General features: G+C 51.2%; 15 protein-coding genes. 4 read left to right on the forward strand and 11 right to left on the reverse strand.

Annotated elements, in window-relative coordinates:
• Positions 1-9: 9 nt before the first annotated feature.
• The 11 genes from ACM1PF_RS20660 to ACM1PF_RS20710 form a co-directional block, all read right to left on the reverse strand.
• Positions 10-813 carry a cyanophycinase gene (locus ACM1PF_RS20660; protein WP_416666524.1) on the reverse strand — a complete coding sequence of 268 codons (804 nt, stop codon included), beginning with the start codon at positions 811-813 and terminating at the stop codon, positions 10-12.
• Positions 814-839: 26 nt separating this feature from the next.
• Positions 840-2,120 (reverse strand): arginine deiminase, encoded by a 1,281-nt coding sequence (arcA, locus tag ACM1PF_RS20665; protein WP_416666525.1) that lies wholly within the window; start codon positions 2,118-2,120, stop codon positions 840-842.
• A gap of 292 nt (positions 2,121-2,412) precedes the next feature.
• Complete coding sequence (locus ACM1PF_RS20670) at positions 2,413-3,888, reverse strand: basic amino acid/polyamine antiporter (RefSeq protein WP_416666526.1); 1,476 nt, start codon at positions 3,886-3,888, stop codon at positions 2,413-2,415.
• 160 nt (positions 3,889-4,048) lie between these two features.
• A complete protein-coding gene (locus tag ACM1PF_RS20675) occupies positions 4,049-4,477 on the reverse strand; it encodes a response regulator (protein ID WP_416666527.1) in 429 nt (142 codons plus the stop codon).
• Between the two features lie 153 nt (positions 4,478-4,630).
• Positions 4,631-4,846 (reverse strand): hypothetical protein, encoded by a 216-nt coding sequence (locus ACM1PF_RS20680; RefSeq protein WP_416666528.1) that lies wholly within the window; start codon positions 4,844-4,846, stop codon positions 4,631-4,633.
• A gap of 197 nt (positions 4,847-5,043) precedes the next feature.
• On the reverse strand, positions 5,044-5,421 hold the full coding sequence (locus ACM1PF_RS20685) for a response regulator (protein WP_416666529.1): 378 nt from the start codon (positions 5,419-5,421) through the stop codon (positions 5,044-5,046).
• Positions 5,393-9,766, reverse strand: coding sequence for a PAS domain S-box protein (locus ACM1PF_RS20690; protein WP_416666530.1), 4,374 nt, complete (start codon positions 9,764-9,766; stop codon positions 5,393-5,395). The genes ACM1PF_RS20685 and ACM1PF_RS20690 overlap by 29 nt, the downstream gene beginning before the upstream one ends.
• Positions 9,767-9,846: 80 nt before the next feature.
• Complete coding sequence (locus ACM1PF_RS20695) at positions 9,847-10,995, reverse strand: response regulator (protein WP_416666531.1); 1,149 nt, start codon at positions 10,993-10,995, stop codon at positions 9,847-9,849.
• Between the two features lie 433 nt (positions 10,996-11,428).
• Entirely contained in the window at positions 11,429-12,034 is a 606-nt protein-coding gene (locus ACM1PF_RS20700) for a DUF3611 family protein (RefSeq protein ID WP_416666532.1), read from the reverse strand.
• Between the two features lie 147 nt (positions 12,035-12,181).
• Complete coding sequence (locus ACM1PF_RS20705) at positions 12,182-12,688, reverse strand: META domain-containing protein (RefSeq protein WP_416666533.1); 507 nt, start codon at positions 12,686-12,688, stop codon at positions 12,182-12,184.
• A 60-nt stretch (positions 12,689-12,748) separates the two neighbouring features.
• Entirely contained in the window at positions 12,749-15,244 is a 2,496-nt protein-coding gene (locus tag ACM1PF_RS20710) for an HAD-IC family P-type ATPase (RefSeq protein WP_416666534.1), read from the reverse strand.
• Between the two features lie 388 nt (positions 15,245-15,632).
• Between ACM1PF_RS20710 and ACM1PF_RS20715 the strand changes: the two genes are divergently transcribed.
• From ACM1PF_RS20715 to ACM1PF_RS20730, 4 genes are all read left to right on the forward strand, one after another.
• Complete coding sequence (locus ACM1PF_RS20715) at positions 15,633-16,487, forward strand: Npun_R2479 family HD domain-containing metalloprotein (RefSeq protein ID WP_416666535.1); 855 nt, start codon at positions 15,633-15,635, stop codon at positions 16,485-16,487.
• A gap of 433 nt (positions 16,488-16,920) precedes the next feature.
• Entirely contained in the window at positions 16,921-18,675 is a 1,755-nt protein-coding gene (locus ACM1PF_RS20720) for a family 10 glycosylhydrolase (protein ID WP_416666536.1), read from the forward strand.
• On the forward strand, positions 18,672-19,766 hold the full coding sequence (locus ACM1PF_RS20725) for a glycoside hydrolase family 10 protein (protein ID WP_416676741.1): 1,095 nt from the start codon (positions 18,672-18,674) through the stop codon (positions 19,764-19,766). The genes ACM1PF_RS20720 and ACM1PF_RS20725 overlap by 4 nt, the downstream gene beginning before the upstream one ends.
• 4 nt (positions 19,767-19,770) lie before the next feature.
• The gene (locus ACM1PF_RS20730) at positions 19,771-20,301 is read left to right on the forward strand and encodes a TrmH family RNA methyltransferase (RefSeq protein ID WP_416666537.1); all 531 of its coding nucleotides are present in this window, start codon (positions 19,771-19,773) and stop codon (positions 20,299-20,301) included.
• Positions 20,302-20,319 lie beyond the last annotated feature (18 nt).

Here is a 20,319-nt window from a genome sequence, read left to right on the forward strand (position 1 = left end):
GATTTCCCCTCATAACAGCGGCAGATGCGTCTTTAAGTTAAACCGATAGCCGTGGGGCAAAATGTGCAGCTTCACCCCGCAAAGGGCGATCGGTTCATCTTTGAGCAAACCCTCCAGGTTGTTGTGGGTTGTGGTCGTTTCATCCACCACCGTAATTGCTCCCTGCCCCACCACTTCAAATTCATCGCCCTTCACAATAATGCCTGTGTCTTCATCAATGCCCAGTCCTATTACCGCAGGTTGCAACACCAACGCGGCTAACAGGCGACCCAGGCGACCCCGTTGGGCAAAGTGCTGGTCGATCACAATTCCCGGTAAAAAGCCCATGCCCGGCCCCATGCTAACGGCATCCACACTGGGGTTAGAAACCGATGCCCCCCCGACAATCATTTGATCCGGCATCATGGCTGCTCCGGCACTGGTGCCCCCAATCGCGGCTCCCCGATCGTGCCGCTGGTGAATCACTTTATCGAGGGTGGTTCCTTGAATAAATTCCACAATCCGCGACTGATCCCCCCCCGTGAAGAAAATGCCCGTTGCTTCTTCCACAATGCGAAGCGAACTTTCCCGTTCCGAGTGGTCACGGTGTTCCGTATGTACCGCTTCTACTGACTCCGCCCCCAATCGCCCAAACACATTGATGTAGGTTTCTCCCACCTCCACGGGGTAGCCTGTCGCGGCAGTCATCACAGCAATTTTGGCATTCACCCCGCCCGCAGCCCGGACGAATTCCCGCAGGACAATACAATCGCCTTCCTTGTCTTCAGCTCCGCCAATAATGACCAAAGGCCCCCGTGTTGATTCTGTACCCATTGTGATTTCTCCTTGTTTTTTCCTGGTTAAAAGTCCACCGCATCTCGAATAATCGGGCAGGTCATGCAGTGTCCACCTCCCCGTCCCCGTCCCAGTTCCGCCCCAACGATCGTCACCACTTCGACTCCTTCTTTCCGCAGGGCTGTATTGGTTAACGTATTGCGATCGTAGGCCACCACTACACCGGGTTCCAGGCAGACAAAGTTATTGCCGCTGTCCCACTGCTGCCGCTGGCGAGCGTAGACATTGCCCTGGGTTTCCACCACCCGCAGCTTTTTCAGGTTGAGGGCCGCAGCCACCACCTCCACAAAGGATTCTGTCTCTTTAACCAGTTCATAGCCAGGGGCTTTATCGCTGGGATACAAAGAGAAGGGTGTCACCTGATCCATGATTTCTGGAAACAGACTGACCAGATCTCGATCGCAGAAGGTAAACACCGTATCCAGGTGCATGGCCGCCCGGAGTTTGGGCATAGCTGCAACAATCACCCGTTCCGCTCCCCCCTTAGCAAACAAAGCTGCTGCCAGTTGGGTAATGGCCTGACGAGAGGTGCGTTCGCTCATGCCAATCAGCACGGCTCCATTGCCGATCGGCATCACATCCCCACCTTCCAGGGTGGCAGACCCATGATTCACCGTTGGATCGCCCCACCAGACTTCAAAGTTTGCCTGGGCAAAGTCGGGATGGAATTTGTAGATAGCGGTGGTCAGAACCGTTTCTTCGTGACGAGCTGGCCAGTAGAGCGGATTCAGCGTCACACCACCATAAATCCAGCAGGTGGTATCGCGGGTATAAAGCGTGTTGGGCAGGGGTGGCAGCAGGTATCCGGTAATGCCGCTGGACTCCTGGGCCATTCTCAGCCATGCGCTACCAAAATCCTCCGGAATGTCGTAGGCCGCCAGTCCACCAATCAAATATTCTGCCAGTTGGCGAGAACTCAGTCCATCCAGGTAAGCGCGAACTTCGTTGACCAATCCCAAACCCACTTCATTGGGGACAATTTGCTGATCTAAAATCCATTTTTTCGCTTCCGGCACCTCCAGCGTTTCTGCCAGCATGGCATGCATTTCAACAACATCAATACCGCGATCGCGCATTTTCATGGCAAAGTCTGCGTGATCTCGCTTGGCCATCTCCACCCACAGCACATCATCAAATAGCAGATCATCACAGTTGGAGGGGGTCAAACGAGAATGGGCCAGACCAGGGGAACAAACCATGACTTTTCGCAGTTTGCCCACTTCGGAATGGACACCGTAGGAAACAGTCGCTTGATTTGTAGCAGCAGGATTAGTTGCAACAGTCATACATGGCTCCGTTTATTGATTTCAGTCCAGTAACGTCAGTACAGCAATGTCAGTACAAGGAAAAATTTCAGGAGTATCCCACTTGGGGCAATTGATTAACTGGCAAAATTGGATGCGATCAAAGTATGAGTTCAGGAATACAAATTGAATAATTTGAAACTCTTGTGGGGTGGGCATCTTGCCCGCCCAGCCAGCAAAGTAAAATGATTGACAGGTTGTTTAATTCATAATCCTTAGTGTATTAATTTTTATCTAATCTTCATCGTTAATCGATCCGATTCTTTTTCACTCGCTAAATCACAATTAATCCCGTAAATAATCCGTAAATAGCTGAGAGGGCAGCAATCAGGATAATCGTGAAAAAGAACCACTCCCAGGAGCGAAAAGTGTTCAGGTTTTGCTCTCGACGGGCCAGGATAAACAAAATCGTTCCAGGCGCAAGGATTAGTCCTGACAACAGCAATTTATCCAGTCCACCCGCATAGAGCATCAGTAGGGAATAAAGGGTGGCGATCGCAGCAATGATCAACTCACGGGTGCGATTGCGAGAACGTTGAGCATTGGTGTCTCCACCCATTGCCAGCTTTAGCCCAAAGGCTGCTACCAATAAATAGGGAATCAGGGATAGGGCACTCGTTAACTCCAGGGCCACTTCAAAGGCTTGCTGAACAAACAGCGTCACAATCAAAAAGCCCTGAACCACGATATTGGTCAACCAGAGGGATGCAGACGGCACCTTCTGAGCATTTTCCCGGTTCAGGAACGTGGGCATCAGTTGTTCCTTGGCTGCCATGTAGGGCACTTCTGCCGCAAACAGCGACCAGGCCAGGTAGGCTCCCAGGACTGAAATCAGTAACCCAATACTGATGAAGATATTTCCCCAACGACCCACCACCAGTTCCAGCGCACCAGCCATTGAGGGATTTCGCAATTCCGCAATTTCTGCACGCGGCAAAATGGCATAGGGTAGGACAGTCACCATAATCAGCAAACACAGCACACCCACGAAGCCCAGCACCGTCGCCAAACCCACATCCGATCGCCTCTCAGCATAGCGGGAGTAAACGCTTGCCCCTTCAATGCCGATGAACACAAATACTGTCACCAGCATTGTGCTACCAACTTGCCGTACCAGCGATTCTGCCTCATAGTCCTGCCCGCCCCAGAGATTGGCCGTAAAGACATCGAGGTTAAAACTAAACAGGAGAATCAGAATAAAGGCGATGATGGGGACAATTTTGGCGATCGTGACGATCGTATTCAAGCCTGCGGCCTGCTTAATTCCCCGCAGAATCATAAAATGAAACACCCACAGCACGATCGAAGCAACGATGACGGCTGGAACGGTGTTGCCATCCCCAAATACCGGAAAAAATTCCCCTAAAGTGGATTGAATCAGTACAAAGTAGGAAGTATTTCCGACACAGGTTCCCGTCCAGAAAGCTAATGCTGCCAGGAACCCCAAATAGTTACCAAAACCAGCTTTGGCGTAAGCAAAAATCCCTGAATCCAGATCAGGTTTGCGTTCAGCTAAGGTCTGAAATACGAATGCCAGCATGAGCATGCCGACTCCTGCAATGACCCAGGCAATTAACGCACCAACTACACCCGTCGCTCGACCAAAGGCCGCAGGTAAGGTGAAGATTCCTGCCCCCACCATTGATCCGACAACGAGGGCAATGAGGGCATTGAGTGGCAGGGTTTGCTTCCCTGTGGTTGAAACCCGATCGGATTCTATATTTACCTTAAATTCCTGATTTGATGTCATACGGTGTTCCCCAGCGTGACTGAGTCAAAATAAGCAGTCTGTCGTTAGGATTGTGGAGTAAATGACCTGTACGGTGGTTTTGCTGAATGGACTGGGCGGGCAAGATGCCCACCCCACAAAAGTTTCAGCTTATTGTGGAGCGATTATCTCGCCCATGGATTCAATCAATTTCCAATGACTGTGTTCCAAACTCCGATGGCTCCTGATGACGATTCATTTGATCGAGCAGATTAGAGATTTGAACCGGTAAGGTAGACGGATCAAATGGTTTGGCGATCGCCCCAGCAAAGCCCATCTGGTGAAGCTGCTGACAGGTGAACCAATTGGCTCTGGAAGTAATCAGCAAAATCGGAATGGAGTGCCGAATCGAATGTTCCTTGAGTTGCTCAACAAAAATGAGTGCATCTGCCTCCGATGTAGAAGTATCAAGCAAAATTACGTCAGGGTGCAATGTTCTACACAAATCAATTCCTTCTTGAATAGTGTAAGTTAACGTCACCCGCCATCCTCCCAATTCACTGAGACAAATATGCAAAACATCTCCAATGCTGGCTTCACACTCAATTAGTAAAATTGATTTTGTAGACATGGGAGCGCCCTCTGTCTCAGAAAGGAAAATTTTATAGCTTAAGCAATTTCCTACCTTTCGGATTAGTCATTTTTGAACATAATCTGAACAACGAACAACTGGAATCCAAAATCTCAAAGGCTTTTAAGATGAAACCAATGTCCAGGATTTGATCTAATTCAACGATCGCTGAAATAGCTGTTCCAATGCCATTTCAGCTTGAAAATGCAGATCAAAGTCCAGTTGTAGTTCTTCTAATGTTTGTCTGGAAATTGCCACCATCACCTGAGCCGAAGGATAATCATGTTCACGGAGCTTAACTAAAGCGTTTGATAGAACATTGATCACAGTTTCAACCTGCTCAATCTTGGAAGAATCATCATTAAACATGATGGTCAAAAATTTACTGAATTGCTTCGTGATTTAAGTTAACAAAAAGATGGAAAATTGACATAAAGGAACGACCGTTTGCAGGAAACGAATTGAATCCAATGTGCCTTGAATCAGCATTGAAATAATTCAAGTTACCTGCCCTGTAATATAGGACAAAAAAATAAGAAACTGATATGAACCAAAGTTTGATAGCTCTATAGCTTCCACTGCATGATATCTGCAACCTGGTTCCAAACCGTAAGGGGATCAAAGGGTTTGATGATTACCCCTGCCACATTTAGCGCGGCAAATCGCCTTTGATCGCTGGGTAGTGCCTTTGCAGTGAGGAGAATGATGGGAATAGTGTGGGTATATGGGTTTGACTGAAGTGCCTGATAAACCTGGAAGCCATCCATATCCGGCATTGAAACATCTAGCAAAATGGCATCCAACGTTTCCGCCTTAGCAATTTGCAGTCCTTCCTCCCCGGAGGCGGCTGTGATGGTCTGCCATCCTGCAAACTCCTCTAGCGACACCCGCACCACCTCCCGAATATCCACTTCATCATCGATAATCAAGATCCGTTTGGTCATTCTTCTCCTGAACTATCAACGGCAACGTAAAGTAAAAGGTGCTGCCCTCTCCTAAAGAACTCTCGACCCAAATCTGCCCCCCATGCTGCTGCACGATGCTCTTACAAATGGCTAATCCCAGCCCGGTTCCTCCCTTTTGGCGAGAATCCGATACATCTACCTGCTGGAATTGTTCAAAGATAGATTCCAGTTTGTCCGCAGGGATACCACGCCCCCGATCTTGAATGGAGAAGAGCACATGGGGACTAGAAGGATGCAAGTCGCTTTCAGCTACCCTCTCAGCCTTCAACCAAACTGTTTCACCAGCCGGAGAAAACTTAATGGCATTGCTCAGTAGATTCGTCAGGGTTTGAATCACGGCATCCGGGCTGGCCCATAGAGTAACCGCAAGGGGAGTCATAGAAAGGGTAATGGTAGACTGATCGGCGATCGCCTGCACACTGTCGATCGCTTGTTGCATCAGAGTTGACACCTGACAATGTTCTTTGACCAGTTGCACCTTGCCTAATTCCAGTTTTTCTAAGGTGAGAATGTCATCCACCAGCCGTACCAGTCGATCGCTATTGTTAATCGCAATTTTTAGCATATGTTCGGCCCGTTCGGGCCGGTTACTAAAAACCCCCGATCCTAAAATCCCTAGCGCACCTCGAATGGAGGTCAGAGGGGTACGTAGTTCATGGCTGACAACAGAAATAAATTCATCCTTCATGCGTTCTACTCTGTGGCGATCGCGCATATCCATCACCTGTCCAATACAGTAGAGCGGTTGTTCGCGTGCATCTCTAATTAAGGCGGCACTCATCAGAACGGGAACAATGATTCCTTGTTTGGTGATGTATCGTTTTTCAATTTGAAACGACTGAAGTTTGCCCGCCATCATTTGATTGAACCCTTTTAGATCGATCGCCAGATCGTCCGGATGGGTAATGTCTTGAAAGCTGAGGGACAACAATTCCGCTTCGGAGTACCCTAATAAATCGCAATAGCAAGAATTGGCTTTGACAAATTGTCCCGTTGTTGAAACGAGGGAAATCCCAATGGGCGCATAATCGAAGGCACTGCGGAACAACTCCTCACTGGACTGCAGGGCCGCTTCCGTGCGTTTAAGGTCGGTAATATCGACTTCTACCCCATCCCAAACGGTGCGTCCATCCTGCAAGCGGCGAGGAACGGAGCGAATCGACGACCATTGAATGTCTCCCTGGGCTGTCCGATTTCGCATTTGGAGTTCAATGGGGGTCAGGTGCTGGAGCGACTCCTGAACCACCTGATCAGCGTGAGCCAGTTCTTCCTCAAAGCCAATGGTGCGGATTGCTTTGGGATCGGCCAGGATGGCTTCTGGTTTCAAGCCCAGCAACCGTTCCACGCCAGCACTCACGTAGGAGTAGTAGAAACCCTTTCCCGGTTCGTAAATCCGCTGATAGATAAATCCTTTGGGTAAGTTATCGCCAATGGCCCGCAGCATCGCCTCCCGTTCCTGTAACGCTTGTTCCGTTTGTTTGCGTTTGGTAATGTCTTCTACGGTGCCCACGATGCGAATTGTCTTGCCACTTTCATCTTTAATGGGAAAAGACTGCGATCGCAGCCAGCGAATGTCTCCCTGCGGGTGGAGATAGCGATACTCTGCATCAAAATTTTTGCCTTCCTGCTCCTGCGCCAGGAGGGTTTGAACATACTCCCGATCGTCTGGATGAATTCGATCGATCCAGCGAGACATTCCCTGTTCCAGGGGCACATCTTTGATGCCGTCAATTTCAATGTAGGATGGATTGACATAGGAGTAGTAATCCGCTTCCACTTCGTAGACAAAAAAGCCTTCTCGCACGGTTTCTGCCAGTTGACGAAATCGCTCATCGCTGTCTCGCAATGCGGCTTCTGCCTGTTTCCGCTCGCTCAGCTCTGTTTGCAGTTGTTGGTAAAGATTGGCTTGATCAATGGCGATCGCCAACTGATTGCAAATGCGCTGCAAAAAATGGGCTTCTGAGTCCTGCCATTGCCGGCAATGGGAACAGGCATGAACAATCAGTAATCCCCATATATTTGAAATCGCATTGCCGCAGGTTTGGACGATCGGCGCAACAATTTTTGACTGCACGCCAATACTCTGCATAAACTCCAGCAAACAGTCCGCCCCATCAAGAGCCGTCACATCCAGCACAATTCGAGGTTGGCCCTGCCGATAATATTCATAGCAGTCCTCTGGGAAGTGTTCATCTGTCCAGCACATCTCCGCCGTGATGGGATATTCGGGGGCAACCGCTTCCTGAATCACCTGTCCCGAACCATCGGCATTCAACCGACAAATTAAGACCCGATCGGCTTTCAGGGTTTGCTGGATTTCAAGGACTGTTGTTGCCAGAATTTTTTCTAGATTGAGCGACTGCCGGATCGTTTGGGTGATAGTGGCTAGCAAACGTTCCTCTTCCGCTTGCGATCGCAGTGAGAGTTCTAGCTGTTTGCGATCGGTAATGTCTTCTGCAAATCCGGTATAGCGCACTGGCTGTCCGGCTTCATCCTGGGTCAAAGAAATTTCAGCAGAAATCCAGCGAATGACCCCATCGGGCCGGATGATCCGATATTCTCGTTGCGCAGATTGACCCTGAAACTGAGTTTGGAGCGAATTCAAGACTAGAGGGCGATCCTCTGGATGAATGGCTGCTAACCAGGAGTCGGGGTCTTGATAGAGGCTCTCGCAGGTGCGTCCCCAAATCTTTTCGTAGGCAGGGCTAATGTAGAGAAACTGACCGGACTGAGCCGATCGCACAAAGAAAAGCTGATTGACGGTTTGAGCAATCTCTCGAAACCGTTCTTCACTTTCTCGCAGAGCCGCTTCAGACTGTTTGAGCGGGGTAAGGTTGCGCACACTGACCACTACCCCAGAGATGGTTCCATCCGTCTCCACATAGGGAGAATAGGTCACGCTGACAAATTGCCGTCCCAAACCAGCAAACTCAAACCACTCGTGATACTGAACCGTTTCTCCGGCAAAGCAGCGATCGAGGTAAGGACGAATGGTGGTTTCAAAGACTTCCTGTCCCATCAGTTCACTGACGGAATGCCCGACAATTTCGGTATAGGTTTTACAATTCCAGTCCAGGTAGGTCTGGTTGACGATCTGATAGTGGTACTGGCGATCGACCAGAGAAATTGCATCGATCGTCGCAGATACAATGCGTTCATATCTTTGCAGGGCCAATTCTGCGGTTTGACGATCGGTAATGTCCGTCACCACCCCATGCCAGGCGATCGCCCCGCTCTCCCGTCGTTCCGGCTGAGAATTCCCCTGAAGCCATTTCACCAAACCCGTCGGTGTAACAATCCGCCACACATGGGAAAACGGTTTGAAGGTGCGTGTACTTTCCAGCACAGCCGCCTGATAGCCGGCTCGATCGTCGGGATGGATCGAATTCAGGATGACGCTGGCATCTTGCAGGGTTTCTTCCACCGTGATTTCGTGAATCGTCTCCACAGCGGAACTCATGTACTCAAACCAGAACCGCCCATCGGTTTCCCGCACCAGGGTATAGATGTTACCGGGGGATAGCTGGCTGTAATGGTGTAGCCATTGTTCCGTTTTGCGGAGTTTTTCTTCGGTTTGCTTAAGTTCGATAATATCCCGATGGGTCACGATCAGACAATCTTGTCCTTCCAGCCGCCGCCGTTCCGCAGAGATTAAAACAGTTTTGACTTCACCCGATTGGGTCCACAACTGGGCCTCCAGATTGGACACTCGACCCTGCTGTTGGAGTAAGGCTCGATAGCGTTGACGCTGGTTCAGGTTACTCCACAGGTTGAGTTCCAGGGCTGTGCGACCGATCATTTCCGATCGGGAATAGCCAAAAAATTCCAGCAGGCTATCATTAACTTCCAGCAGGCATCCTTCAAAGCTGGCGATCGCCATTGGATCAGGACTGGTGCGGAACACCGTGGTGAATTTCTCTTCAGACTCTTCCAGGGCTGTTTGGATGCGATCGAAAGACTGTTGCAGTTGGTCTGCCATCTGGTTAAAGGACTGGGCCAGACCATTGAATTCATAAATCAGGCTATGGGTCGGTAGCCGTTGATTCAGGTTGCCATTGGTCAATTGTTGACTGACCCGATTCAGTTGAGCCAAACGGGCTGTGATCTGGTTCGCAGCGATCCAATTCAGACTGATCGCCGTTCCCAGGGTCAGCAGATAGAGCCAATCGTCTGCCTGGGTATGCGCTGCCCCATCCTGGTAGGACAGATAACCCACTACAACCATTGCCGCCAGGACAGGCAACAGCCAGGGAATAATCAGTACCCACTTTAGAGGCAGATTCGCTGGGAACCTGGGGAGCGATCGGGGAGGGACAATCGGCATGAAAGATGCTTAACGTTAAGCGCAACAGGGCTATGGTCAGAAATCCCCATTTTAACGGGGCAACATGAACCGCGCTGGCATCACCTCCTGGATAGACTGGGTTGGGCGATCGGGGGTTCGGTAGATTGGGTCAGTTCCTGGCGTAGCTCCTTCAGCAGTTGAGAAAACTGAGTGACCAACTGGGTTTCCTGGCTCACCTGGACATCTAATAAATGTTCAACGGATCGGGCAATTTTTGAAGCCTTAGCATAGCCAAAGGTTCCCAATCCACCGGCTAATTTGTGTGCCTGGATGCGGGCAGATTCCTGTTGTTGTAAGCTCCAATCACCCGATAGAAACGATCGCTCGATCGCCTCCAGGGCTGCAATGCGCTGTTCTAAAGACACCTGAAAGTGTTCAGTAATTTGGCGAATGGCTGCTCTGCCCCGTTGCTCTCGAAGATTCCAATCATCATCCCGATCCACGGGTACAGACAAAGGCAGGACTTCGTTTCCTCCATTTACCGCTGTGCCTGCGTTCTCCATCGCTAGCTGCACCTCTTCGTCCGGCACTGGGGCTGCTTTTAACCGATAGCCCAATCCGTAAACCGTTTCAATCAAATCATCAAACATCCCAGCACACTTGAGGCGTTGGCGCAGATCTTTGATCAGATTGGTGATCGATCCTTCAACAGGTGTTTCCTCGATCGACCACAGATGATCGATAATGTTGCTGCGGCTGAAAACCCGGTGCGGATGGCGGAGAAAAAGCTCCAACAGGCTATACTCTTTCGGGCGAAGCGCGATCGTTTTCTGCTGATAGGTGACCTGAGCCGCAGCAGGATTCAGACACAGTTGCCCCCACGTCAGTACCGGAGGCAGGGCGGCATGTCCACTGCGTCGCAATAGGGCGCGTACCCTTGCCAGAAATTGAGCCGAGTGACAGGACTTAGAAACATAGTCGTCGGCTCCTGCATCCAGTCCAGTAATGGCATCTTCATCTGTATCCTTCACAGTCAGCATCAAGATCGGAGTTTGACAACCCTGGGCACGCAATCGGCGGCAAACCTCAATCCCATCCAGAGTTGGCAGCATGATGTCTAACAGAATCAGGTCATACCTCCATTGAGTTGCCATTTCCAAACCTGCCGCTCCATCTGAAACCCCATCAACCGCATAACGATGGGCAGCTAGCAAAGCTGAAAATAGCTCACTCGTATATTTGTCGTCTTCTATAAAAAGAATTTTCATATCAAACGCTCTATAGTGGATTTTAACGAAGATGCGGGCGAAACCTGAGGGAGGCAAGACCTGTCAGGAGACACAGCAAAATCTACTAAGAAAAGCTTTTCCGCAGACGCTGCTGACATGAGGAATACCCCTGGCACTCCAACAGCTTTTGCGACTGAACTGGCTGGTAGATGCAGATCGTTGGGGCTAGCCAACCTAAACCTTACGGAGGATCAAAGTTTTAATTTTTAAGCAAAATATAAACGATACAGGGTTTTATCTTCAGAAATTTCTATTGATCTTTTTGTTTTTTCCTAAGCGAAAATTTGCATCTATCTATGGTTAGATAATACTACAGATGCGTCGGAGTACGATGGGGATTTTGTTTTCTCTTCAGTCAGCGCGTACAGCAGTAGGGGTACACAGTATTGTCCCCTACCGGGTATTATCGCCCCTACACATTGCGGTTTTGTCCGACTCGATAGACCTGATACAGCAACAGCAGGGCAATAACCGTTCCAACTAACCCAGCCGCGATCGTGTTGATCATGGCTTGGATGGCAATCATATTAGACGGAGCAATCACCGCTCCCGGAGTGACAGTGGTGCCAATTTGATTCGGAGCAATTACCGTTGCCCCCTGGGGAAAAACCAACATGCGGAAGGTTAATTCACCCACCCGCGACAGGGCAATCAGCACCGCGATCGCCATCACTCCCAGGTTAGCCATCAGTCCCCACTTCAGATCTCGAATCACCTGAGCTTTAGCCGGACGGAGTTCTCGAACCTCCAGTTGACGAGCCAATTGGGTGTAGCGAAAACACCAGTAAATGCTGAACAGCAGGATGAATAGACAGACGATCGCCAACCACAAGCCAAAGGAAAACCCACTGCGCTGCGGTTGAACTGGGCTAAATAGAACGCTAGTCACCACCACCAGAATCGGAATAAATCCCAGCAGTGCTTGCAGTCCAAACCCCGTCCAGCCTAACCAGCGAAGCGATTGGGCAATTTGCTGGGGAGTCGATCGAGTGACTTCAGGCTTCAGAAAATCAAACATAAAACCAATTCCAACCTACTAAAGTTAATGCTTAGGAATGCGAATTAAATAAACTGAAACTCTTGTGGGGTGGGCATCTTGCCTGCCCAGTCAACAAAGCAAAACGCCTTACAGGTTATTTAATCCATGATCCTTAATGCTGCTCCACTACCACAATCCTCGAACCGCTTGAGCCGACGTAAAACGCAAAATGCCCGTGCCCTGCTCCGTTTGGTAAAAAATGGCCAGTTGCCCCTGATCATCCACCTCGTAGCGTTGGGCCCCCTGCAATGCGGCCAGATAACGCATTTCCTGATCCATGACTGCTGCCTCACAGGCCATAAACGTGGTGGCCAGTGGGCCAACGTTCAATTGTTCTCCTGCCGTTGTAAAGCCGCCCATAAAGCGATTACAGCCTCCCGACCCAGTAATGCGATCGCCCGAAAAGTCCGCAGTGAGTTCGGTGGTTTGGGGGGGCACCATTGGAGTCGGCGTTGCTGATTCTGTGATGCTGACCAACCGCCAGTTGCCTGTAATGGAAGCCGTTTGAGCCATGAGCTGTTCTTCTAAAAGGGGAACTGCGAGTCCGGGTATTGCAGCCACCATCTGCACTAAACCCAGGGTCAGAACCACAAAGCCACCTGTCAATGATTGATAACGTGAATGCTTGTTCATACTGATATCAAATAAAAATAGATGAGGGATTTGGGAGATAGAGCGTGTAACGGTGAAACCTTAGAATGGGCTGATTTTGATCCCCAGAAACCGATCGAGCAACGCACGTCGCCAGGCAAACCGCACAACCCACATCCAGATTAGGGCAACCAGTCCAATTCCTAAGTAGTGAATGAAATTGAGCGAAGAAAGTTCAAAAAAGTGATGCAACCCTGGAATCACAAGAATCAGCACGTACAGGATGAGAACAACACCCGCCAGGATGGTGTAGCGCCAGTCCCGACTCAGGGGTTCTCCACCCACCCATGCCGGAGTCGGCGGTTTCAGGAAGGGGAGCAGCAGTGAGCCTGCCAAAATCTGCATCGTCACCAGTGCCTGTTCTGCAATCTGTTGGGCCCTGGCAACATCAGCGCGGGTAATTTGGCGGCCTAATTCTGCAAACGGCAGTTGACCGCTTAACCAATCAAACACAGGGCCAATATTTTCTGCCAGAAAGTAGAGATACACCAGAACACTGGCAAAGGAAAGGGTCAACGTTGCTGGGAGAACAAAATGCAGAAATGGATCGCCTGATTCGGTTTTGATTTGCTGCGGCTTTGCCCAGAGGGTGACAAAGAAAGGGGGTAAGCCCACGGTCAGGAAGGTAGCAAGGGTACTGGTTTTAATCCCAAAGGGAAATGAGAGCGTAATCATGCCGATCGCCACGATCGCCAGAGTAAACGAGAAAATCCGCACCATAAACAGCTTACTGATATCAGCAATCCCATTACGAATGCGTTGTCCTTCCAGAAAGACTTTCGGCAACGCACTGAAGGTATCCTTCAGCAACACAATATCGGCAACTCCTCGTGTGGCCTGGCTACCGCTTTCCATAGCCACCCCCACATTCGCCTGCTTCAGCGATAGTACGTCATTGACTCCATCCCCCATCATGGCGACGTAATGACCACGAGACTGAAGACTCTCCACCAGACGGGCCTTTTGCTCTGGCGTAATCCGACCAAAAATCGTACCGTCTTCGGCCGTTTGTGCAAAGACAGCCTCATCCATGACCGCCAGCTCTTGCCCGGATACTGCAATAATGTCGTTGCTCAACCCCGCTTGCTTGGCCAGAGCAGCTACGGTCGCTGGGTTATCACCCGAAATCACTTTCACCTGAATCCCTGCCCGCTGGAATTCTGCCAGGGTTTTCTGGGCATCTGGACGCAGTTCATCGCCAAACCGTAAAATGCCGAGCGGTTGCAGATCGGGGGGTAAGACTGGATTTCCTGCCTGATCTTCCAGGTTCAGCACCGTTGGACTGTAGGCAAACATCAGCACGCGCAAGCCCTGATCCGCTCCTTCACGAATGTAGGCTTGCAGGGTGGACGCGAGTGGGATGACCGTTGCTAAAACCTCTGGAGCACCCAGCACATAAACCCCCGGAGCATTTGCAAAGGCGATCGCACTCCACTTGTGGGCTGAACCAAAGGGCACTTCAGTGTGAAGCGATCGTTTCTCACGGGGAAATGCCGTCAAAATTGCTTCATTGGTTTTGTTGCTGGATGAAGCACTGGCAGCATAGGCTCCCAACAGATGTTCTAATTTAGCGAGATCAATATCGATCGGATAAACAGATTGCAGTTGAATCCGGTTTGCGGTCAGTGTCCCCGTTTTGTCCAGGCACATCACATCCACATTGCTGAGGGATTCTACGGCATTAGACTGCTGAACCAAGGCACTCTGTTCGGCAATCCGCGCCGCGCCCAATGCATAGGTCAGGGTGATCATAAAATACAAGCCGATCGGCACTAAGCCGACAATCACCGCCAGGTTTTGCACTCCCGCCGTGAGGGAACTCACCCCCAAAATCATGCGCAGTCCGGTGATTAATCCCAGGACGATCGCCACTCCTAATAGCAAGCGAATCATCATGTTAATCCGCTGTTGGAGCGGAGTCAGCACTTTGCGAAATCGACGGGCTTCGGCAGTCATTTTGCTCGCTAAACTTTCAGCTCCTACTTTCTCCGCTTCGTAAAACCCCGTACCGCTGACGCAGAAACTCCCCGAATAGACCGGATCACCCGCCTGCTTGGGAATGAGATCGGATTCCCCCGTGAGCAAAGACTCATCCACTTTCAGACTGCCTTCACCGACCACCACCCCATCCACCACCACCTGATCACCCGGAGCGATCACCAGCACATCGCCCACCACAATCTCTGCCGGATCAACCACTCGTTCCTGCCCTTCCCGAATCACAATGGCTCTCGGACGAGTAATCAAAGCAATCCGATCGAGCTTTTTCTTGGCGCGGATCTCCTGAATCACATTAATCACGACATTCAGCAGCACCACAAAGGCCAGCACCAATACATCACTGGCGCGTCCCAAGGCAATCAGTACCAGGCTCAGAAAGAAGTACACCCCGTTAATGAAGGTGAACAGATTATCTCGGAGAATTTCCCAGTAGGTACGTCCGGTTTGTAAAGCGATGTTATTCCCTTGACCCGCCTCTCGACGACTGGCCGCCTCTCGATCGCTCAAGCCTTGCAGTTTGCTAACAGTAGATTTCATAGGTGCAGATAAGATTTTTCCGAATCACCGCAGTCCAGGTTCAGGTCAGATGTCGCTTAACGAAGAGGATCAATTTAAGTCTGGACGGACATCATAGACTAAAAGAGTATGAAACTGATATGACAACTGGGAGGAGGTTCAGCCTGAGCGGACAAAGCAAATTTTCCATGCAGTAAAATCATTAAGTCCTGTAACGACCCTGGCCTGCATCATTGCGCGCGCTCACACTAAAAATAGTGTTTAGTCACAGTTTGAATCATTCAGGTGAGATAGGGTAACGATAGGTCTAATCTGGGCATCCTTGATGTAAGACGACGATTCCTTCCTGCTGCAAATGCCCATAGCCCTGGGTATCCTGCATTTTCCCCTAGCACCAACGAGACTCCAGATGTTTAACGCCACTGAACTTCTAATTGATGATTTCGTCAAAAAACTGAAAGAGGGCTATCAGCGCACCTACGGCGGCTGGAAGCATGACTATGAAGACATCATTGGCTGGGTCGGTTCAATGGCGTTAGAGAACATCGCCAACAGTGATGCACTCTACCACAACGTCGAGCATACAATTCTGGTGACGCTGGTGGGTCAAGAACTGTTGCGTGGCAAACATATTCGTGAGGGCGGAGTCTCCTGCGAAGATTGGCTTCACTTCATTATTTCCCTGGTGTGCCATGACATTGGCTATGTCAAAGGAGTCTGCCGCCACGATCGCAACGGCTGGTATGACACGGGCAACGGCGAAATGATCCACCTGACTCCAGGCGCATCGGATGCCAGCCTGACTCCTTACCATGTCGATCGGGCCAAGCTATTTATCGATGAACGATTTGGCGGCCACAACTTAATTGATTCAGAGCGGATCAAGCAGAATATCGAGCTAACGCGCTTCCCGGTTCCCAAGGCTGAAGACCACCAGGACACCGAGAACTTTCCAGGGTTAATTCGCGCTTCAGATTTAATTGGGCAACTCAGCGATCCCCGCTACCTGAAAAAAATTGGGGCATTATTCTACGAATTTGAAGAAACTGGAGTCAATAAAGCACTGGGCTATCGACATCCCGGCGATCTCCGCAAAAACTACCCCAAATTCTACTGGAATGGGGTATATCCCTACGTTAAAGATGGTTTGCGCTATCTGGAGTTAACGCAGCAGGGCAAGCTGGTGATTGCAAACCTCTACTCCAATGTGTTCGTGGTCGAGCACGAACCCCTGAATCCGGAAAATCTTCTAGCTGAAGACTAAGATTAGAGATGTCAAGCAGGAATTGATACATTTCACTAAAAGTTCATAAAAACCTCACGATTTAAACAAAACTCTTCAACCGAATAGGGTGTTCTGCTTCAGCCCCCAGCGGTAGGATATGCAGAGGGGAAACTTGTGACCTGATGAATCCTGTAGTGATTTCCAGCTCACTAGGGTCTGTTCTCTGGGGTCTGTTCTCTCGGGCAACAACTTATTCCCCGGAGGTGGTGGATTCTTCCATGTCGTTCTGCCCACCCGTGCAAAGCCTTCCTGCAATCTATTCTCTCTCCAATTGCTTCAAGTTCCTGATTAGCAAAAGTCCTGATTAGCAAAAAGTTCTGATTAGCAAAAGTCCTGACTGTCAAAAATCGCTCAGGTCATCGCAACGTTGCGCGATCGTCATGTACCTGATGTACCTGTGAGGAGTGTGTTCTTGGTTCAGATTCAGCCTTTCAATCAATCTCGCTGGCAGCATCTCCCCCTTGCCCCTTCATTCATCACTTTTCTGGGGAGAGGAATCATTGCTGCTCTGGTAATGATCTGTGTATATTCTCCCGATCGAATGCATAGCGTTTGGGCCCAGCCAGCCCCGCCTGATGCAGCAAGCTCAGCATCCACAGATCCGCAACAGGATTTAGTCTTAGGGGTAGTGCGAAGTACCGATAATGCGGACTACTGGCAGCAAATTACAACTCGGCTGGATGGGGCAAACCTGCGCTATCAGGTGATTGACTGGGATCGAGTGGGACAAAATACCCGATTTGACAACATTTCTGTCCTGTTTCTCCCCGATGTTGCCCATGTTTCTGCTGAACAGGTATTAGCCTTACAAGACTGGGTTAACCGGGGTGGATTAATCATTGCTAGCGGTCGCACCGGCACGAGTGGTTCCGCAGGGGTTCGCCGTGCCTTTCAAGCCCTACTGGGAGCCTACTGGGAATCTACCCTGTCTCAACCCGTGACCCTACAGCCCGTTGCCCTCAATAGCCAGCGGTGGCTGCGAGAAGGAGATACGCAGTCGGTGATTACTGGAGGCACATTAATCCCCACAGGGCTGGGCAGTCAGTCCGTCGCCACCTGGAGAACCCCAGATGGAGCAACCGATCCGCGGGAGGGTTCCTCCACCAACACCGTAGCCATTATCACCACACGGCAGACTGTCTTTTTAGGATGGCGATGGGGACATCCCAATGACAGCCTGGCAGAGTTCGATGGACAATGGCTCGCCGCCGCCCTCACCCGCTTTCAGAACGCCCTCCCCGTCCGTACCGCCACCGCCCCCACCGCCCCATCCACTCCACCCACTCCCACCTCCCCACCTACTCTCCCTCAAACCACTCCCCCCTCCCCCCTCCCCCCTCCCCCTCCTACTTCCCACTCCCCCCTCCCCACTCCCCCTCCTTCCGTTTCCCCTCGTCCCGATCGCAACGCAGCTCCCCCCGGACTGGTGGTTGAACCCGGCTCCCGGCCGATCTCCATTGTCGATTCGATCGCCATGCGGCAGGAATTGGAAAACCTGATTGGGCGATATGAAAGTGCCTTGTTAGCTGCCGATGCTACTGCGGGAGAGTTTGACCTGGCGTTGCAGGGAGAAGCAGGAGCGGAGGACAAAAACGAGGAAGCGAAGGCAGAATCCCCAGAGGTCAGTTTAACGGCCAGTGCCGATGAGGTGGTTCGGCTGGCGAATAATCACACTGAAGGCAACCTGAACAGCCAGATCCTACAGGAAGCCCGCGAGAAACTGGCTATTTTCCTGGAACGAGTTCGCCAACAGGACTATGCTACTGCCCGCAGTGAATGGCTGGCTGCCCGTCAGATCCTCTGGGAAAACCTTCCCACCGATCGCCCCTTAGCACAAACGGAAATTCGGGCCATGTGGCTCGATCGCGGCACGATCGTTGAGGCGGGTTCAAAGCAGGGATTGGCAGTCATCTTCGATCGGCTGGCCGCAGCGGGAATTAATACCGTCTTTGTTGAAACGGTGAATGCAGGGTATCCGATCTATCCCAGCCAGATTGCGCCCCAACAGAACCCTTTGACGCGCCATTGGGATCCCCTGGAGGCAGCGGTTGAACTGGGACACGATCGCGGCATGGAAATTCACGCCTGGGTTTGGACTTTTGCAGCAGGGAATGAGGCCCATAATCGCATTGTCAATACTCCCCACAGTTATCCTGCCCAATCCTGACAGCAAATCCGGACTGGGCCAGCTATGACCATCGCGGCAGTCTAAACCTGCCGGGGCATGAGGAGCCTTTTCTGGATCCAGCCAATCCAGCCGTCCGCCGCTACCTCTTGCAACTGTACGAAGAAATCGTCACCCGCTATGACGTGGATGGGTTGCAACTGGACTATATTCGTTATCCCTTTCAAAATCCCTACGCCGGACGAACCCACGGCTATGGAACTGCTGCCCGTCAGCAATTTCAACAGTTGACTGGGGTGGATCCCATTACCCTGACCAGTCGATCGGGGCCCCTGTGGCAGCAATGGACAGAATTTCGGGTGGAGCAGATTACTTCCTTTGTCGCAGAAACGTCAGAAATGCTCGATCGGGTGCGGCCTGAGGTGGTGCTGTCCACCGCAGTTTTTGCCATGCCAACCCAGGAGCGGATCCAGAAACTTCAGCAAAATTGGGAAGTCTGGGCCCAGAATGGCTATGTCGATATGGTGGTGCTAATGGCCTATGCAGCGGATACCAATCGGCTCCAGCAACTGACTCAGCCCTGGCTCACCGGAGAGCGGGAGAACCTGGGATCGGCAATTATCCTGCCCGGAATCCGGATTCTTAACCTGCCGGATGCAGTCGTGTTTGATCAGATCCAGGCATTGCGAGACTTACCTTCGGGGGGCTACGCTCTGTTTGCCGCAGCCCATCTGCACGAAAACTTGCAGGGTATTCTGAACCGGACTCAGGGACTCAATCAATCGGATCCGATTCCCTTTCGTGAACCGTTTGCTGCTGCCACCCAACGGTTTACCGCCCTCCGTCGAGAATGGAACTTGATGCTGAGTCAAGACCAGCTCTGGATTCGAGAGGCGGAACGTGAGGCATGGCAGGCTCAGGTGGAGGCGCTGAATCAGGCTTTAGTGGATTTAGCGGAAAATCCCTCTCGCCGCAGGCTGTCTGAAACTCAGGCGCAACTCCAGGACTTTCAGACACAGTTTGATGACTGGATGTATCTCCAATCCCTCACCCAGAGTTACCGGGTGCGTACCTGGAACAACCGTCTGACGGTGATCAGCAACTTACTGGAGTATGGAGAGCGAGGCCTGTAATTGCGTGAACCGATCGCCCGTCTATCGTTCAGCGACTCGATCGGAGTATGCCCACCTGCCCCGTCACTCCCTGATGGTCTGTGCAACCCTGGTGCAAAATCCAGCGAATTTGGGGGGCTTGTGCCGTACCTGTGAGGCCTTTCGACTGGAAGCGCTGGTCATTGCCGATGGCTCCATCCCGCAAACGGCTGCCTTTCGCAATCTAGCCGCTTCCACCCACCACTGGCAACCATTGCTCACCTGCCCCCGATCGCACCTCCTGGACTGGTTGACTCACCAACAACAGCAGGGATACTGCCCGATCGCCCTTCACGCTGACGCAACGGCAATTCCCCTTTCCCAATTTGCCTTTCCCCAGCGATCGATTCTGGTGCTGGGCCAGGAACTCACGGGAATTCCCTCAGAAGTGTTGCAACAATGCGATCAAACGGTGACAATTCCGCAATTTGGTCTGGTGGAGTCTTTGAATGTGCAAACGGCTGGGTCGATCGCGGTGTATGAGTATATGCGGCAGTGGGCTTCCCCATCCCTCTGAGCCAACCCAAACCCAGAT

The sequence above is a fragment of the Egbenema bharatensis FJBBOT/2019 genome (genome assembly GCF_048077055.1).
GTDB classification, from domain to species: Bacteria; Cyanobacteriota; Cyanobacteriia; order Elainellales; family Elainellaceae; genus Egbenema; species Egbenema bharatensis.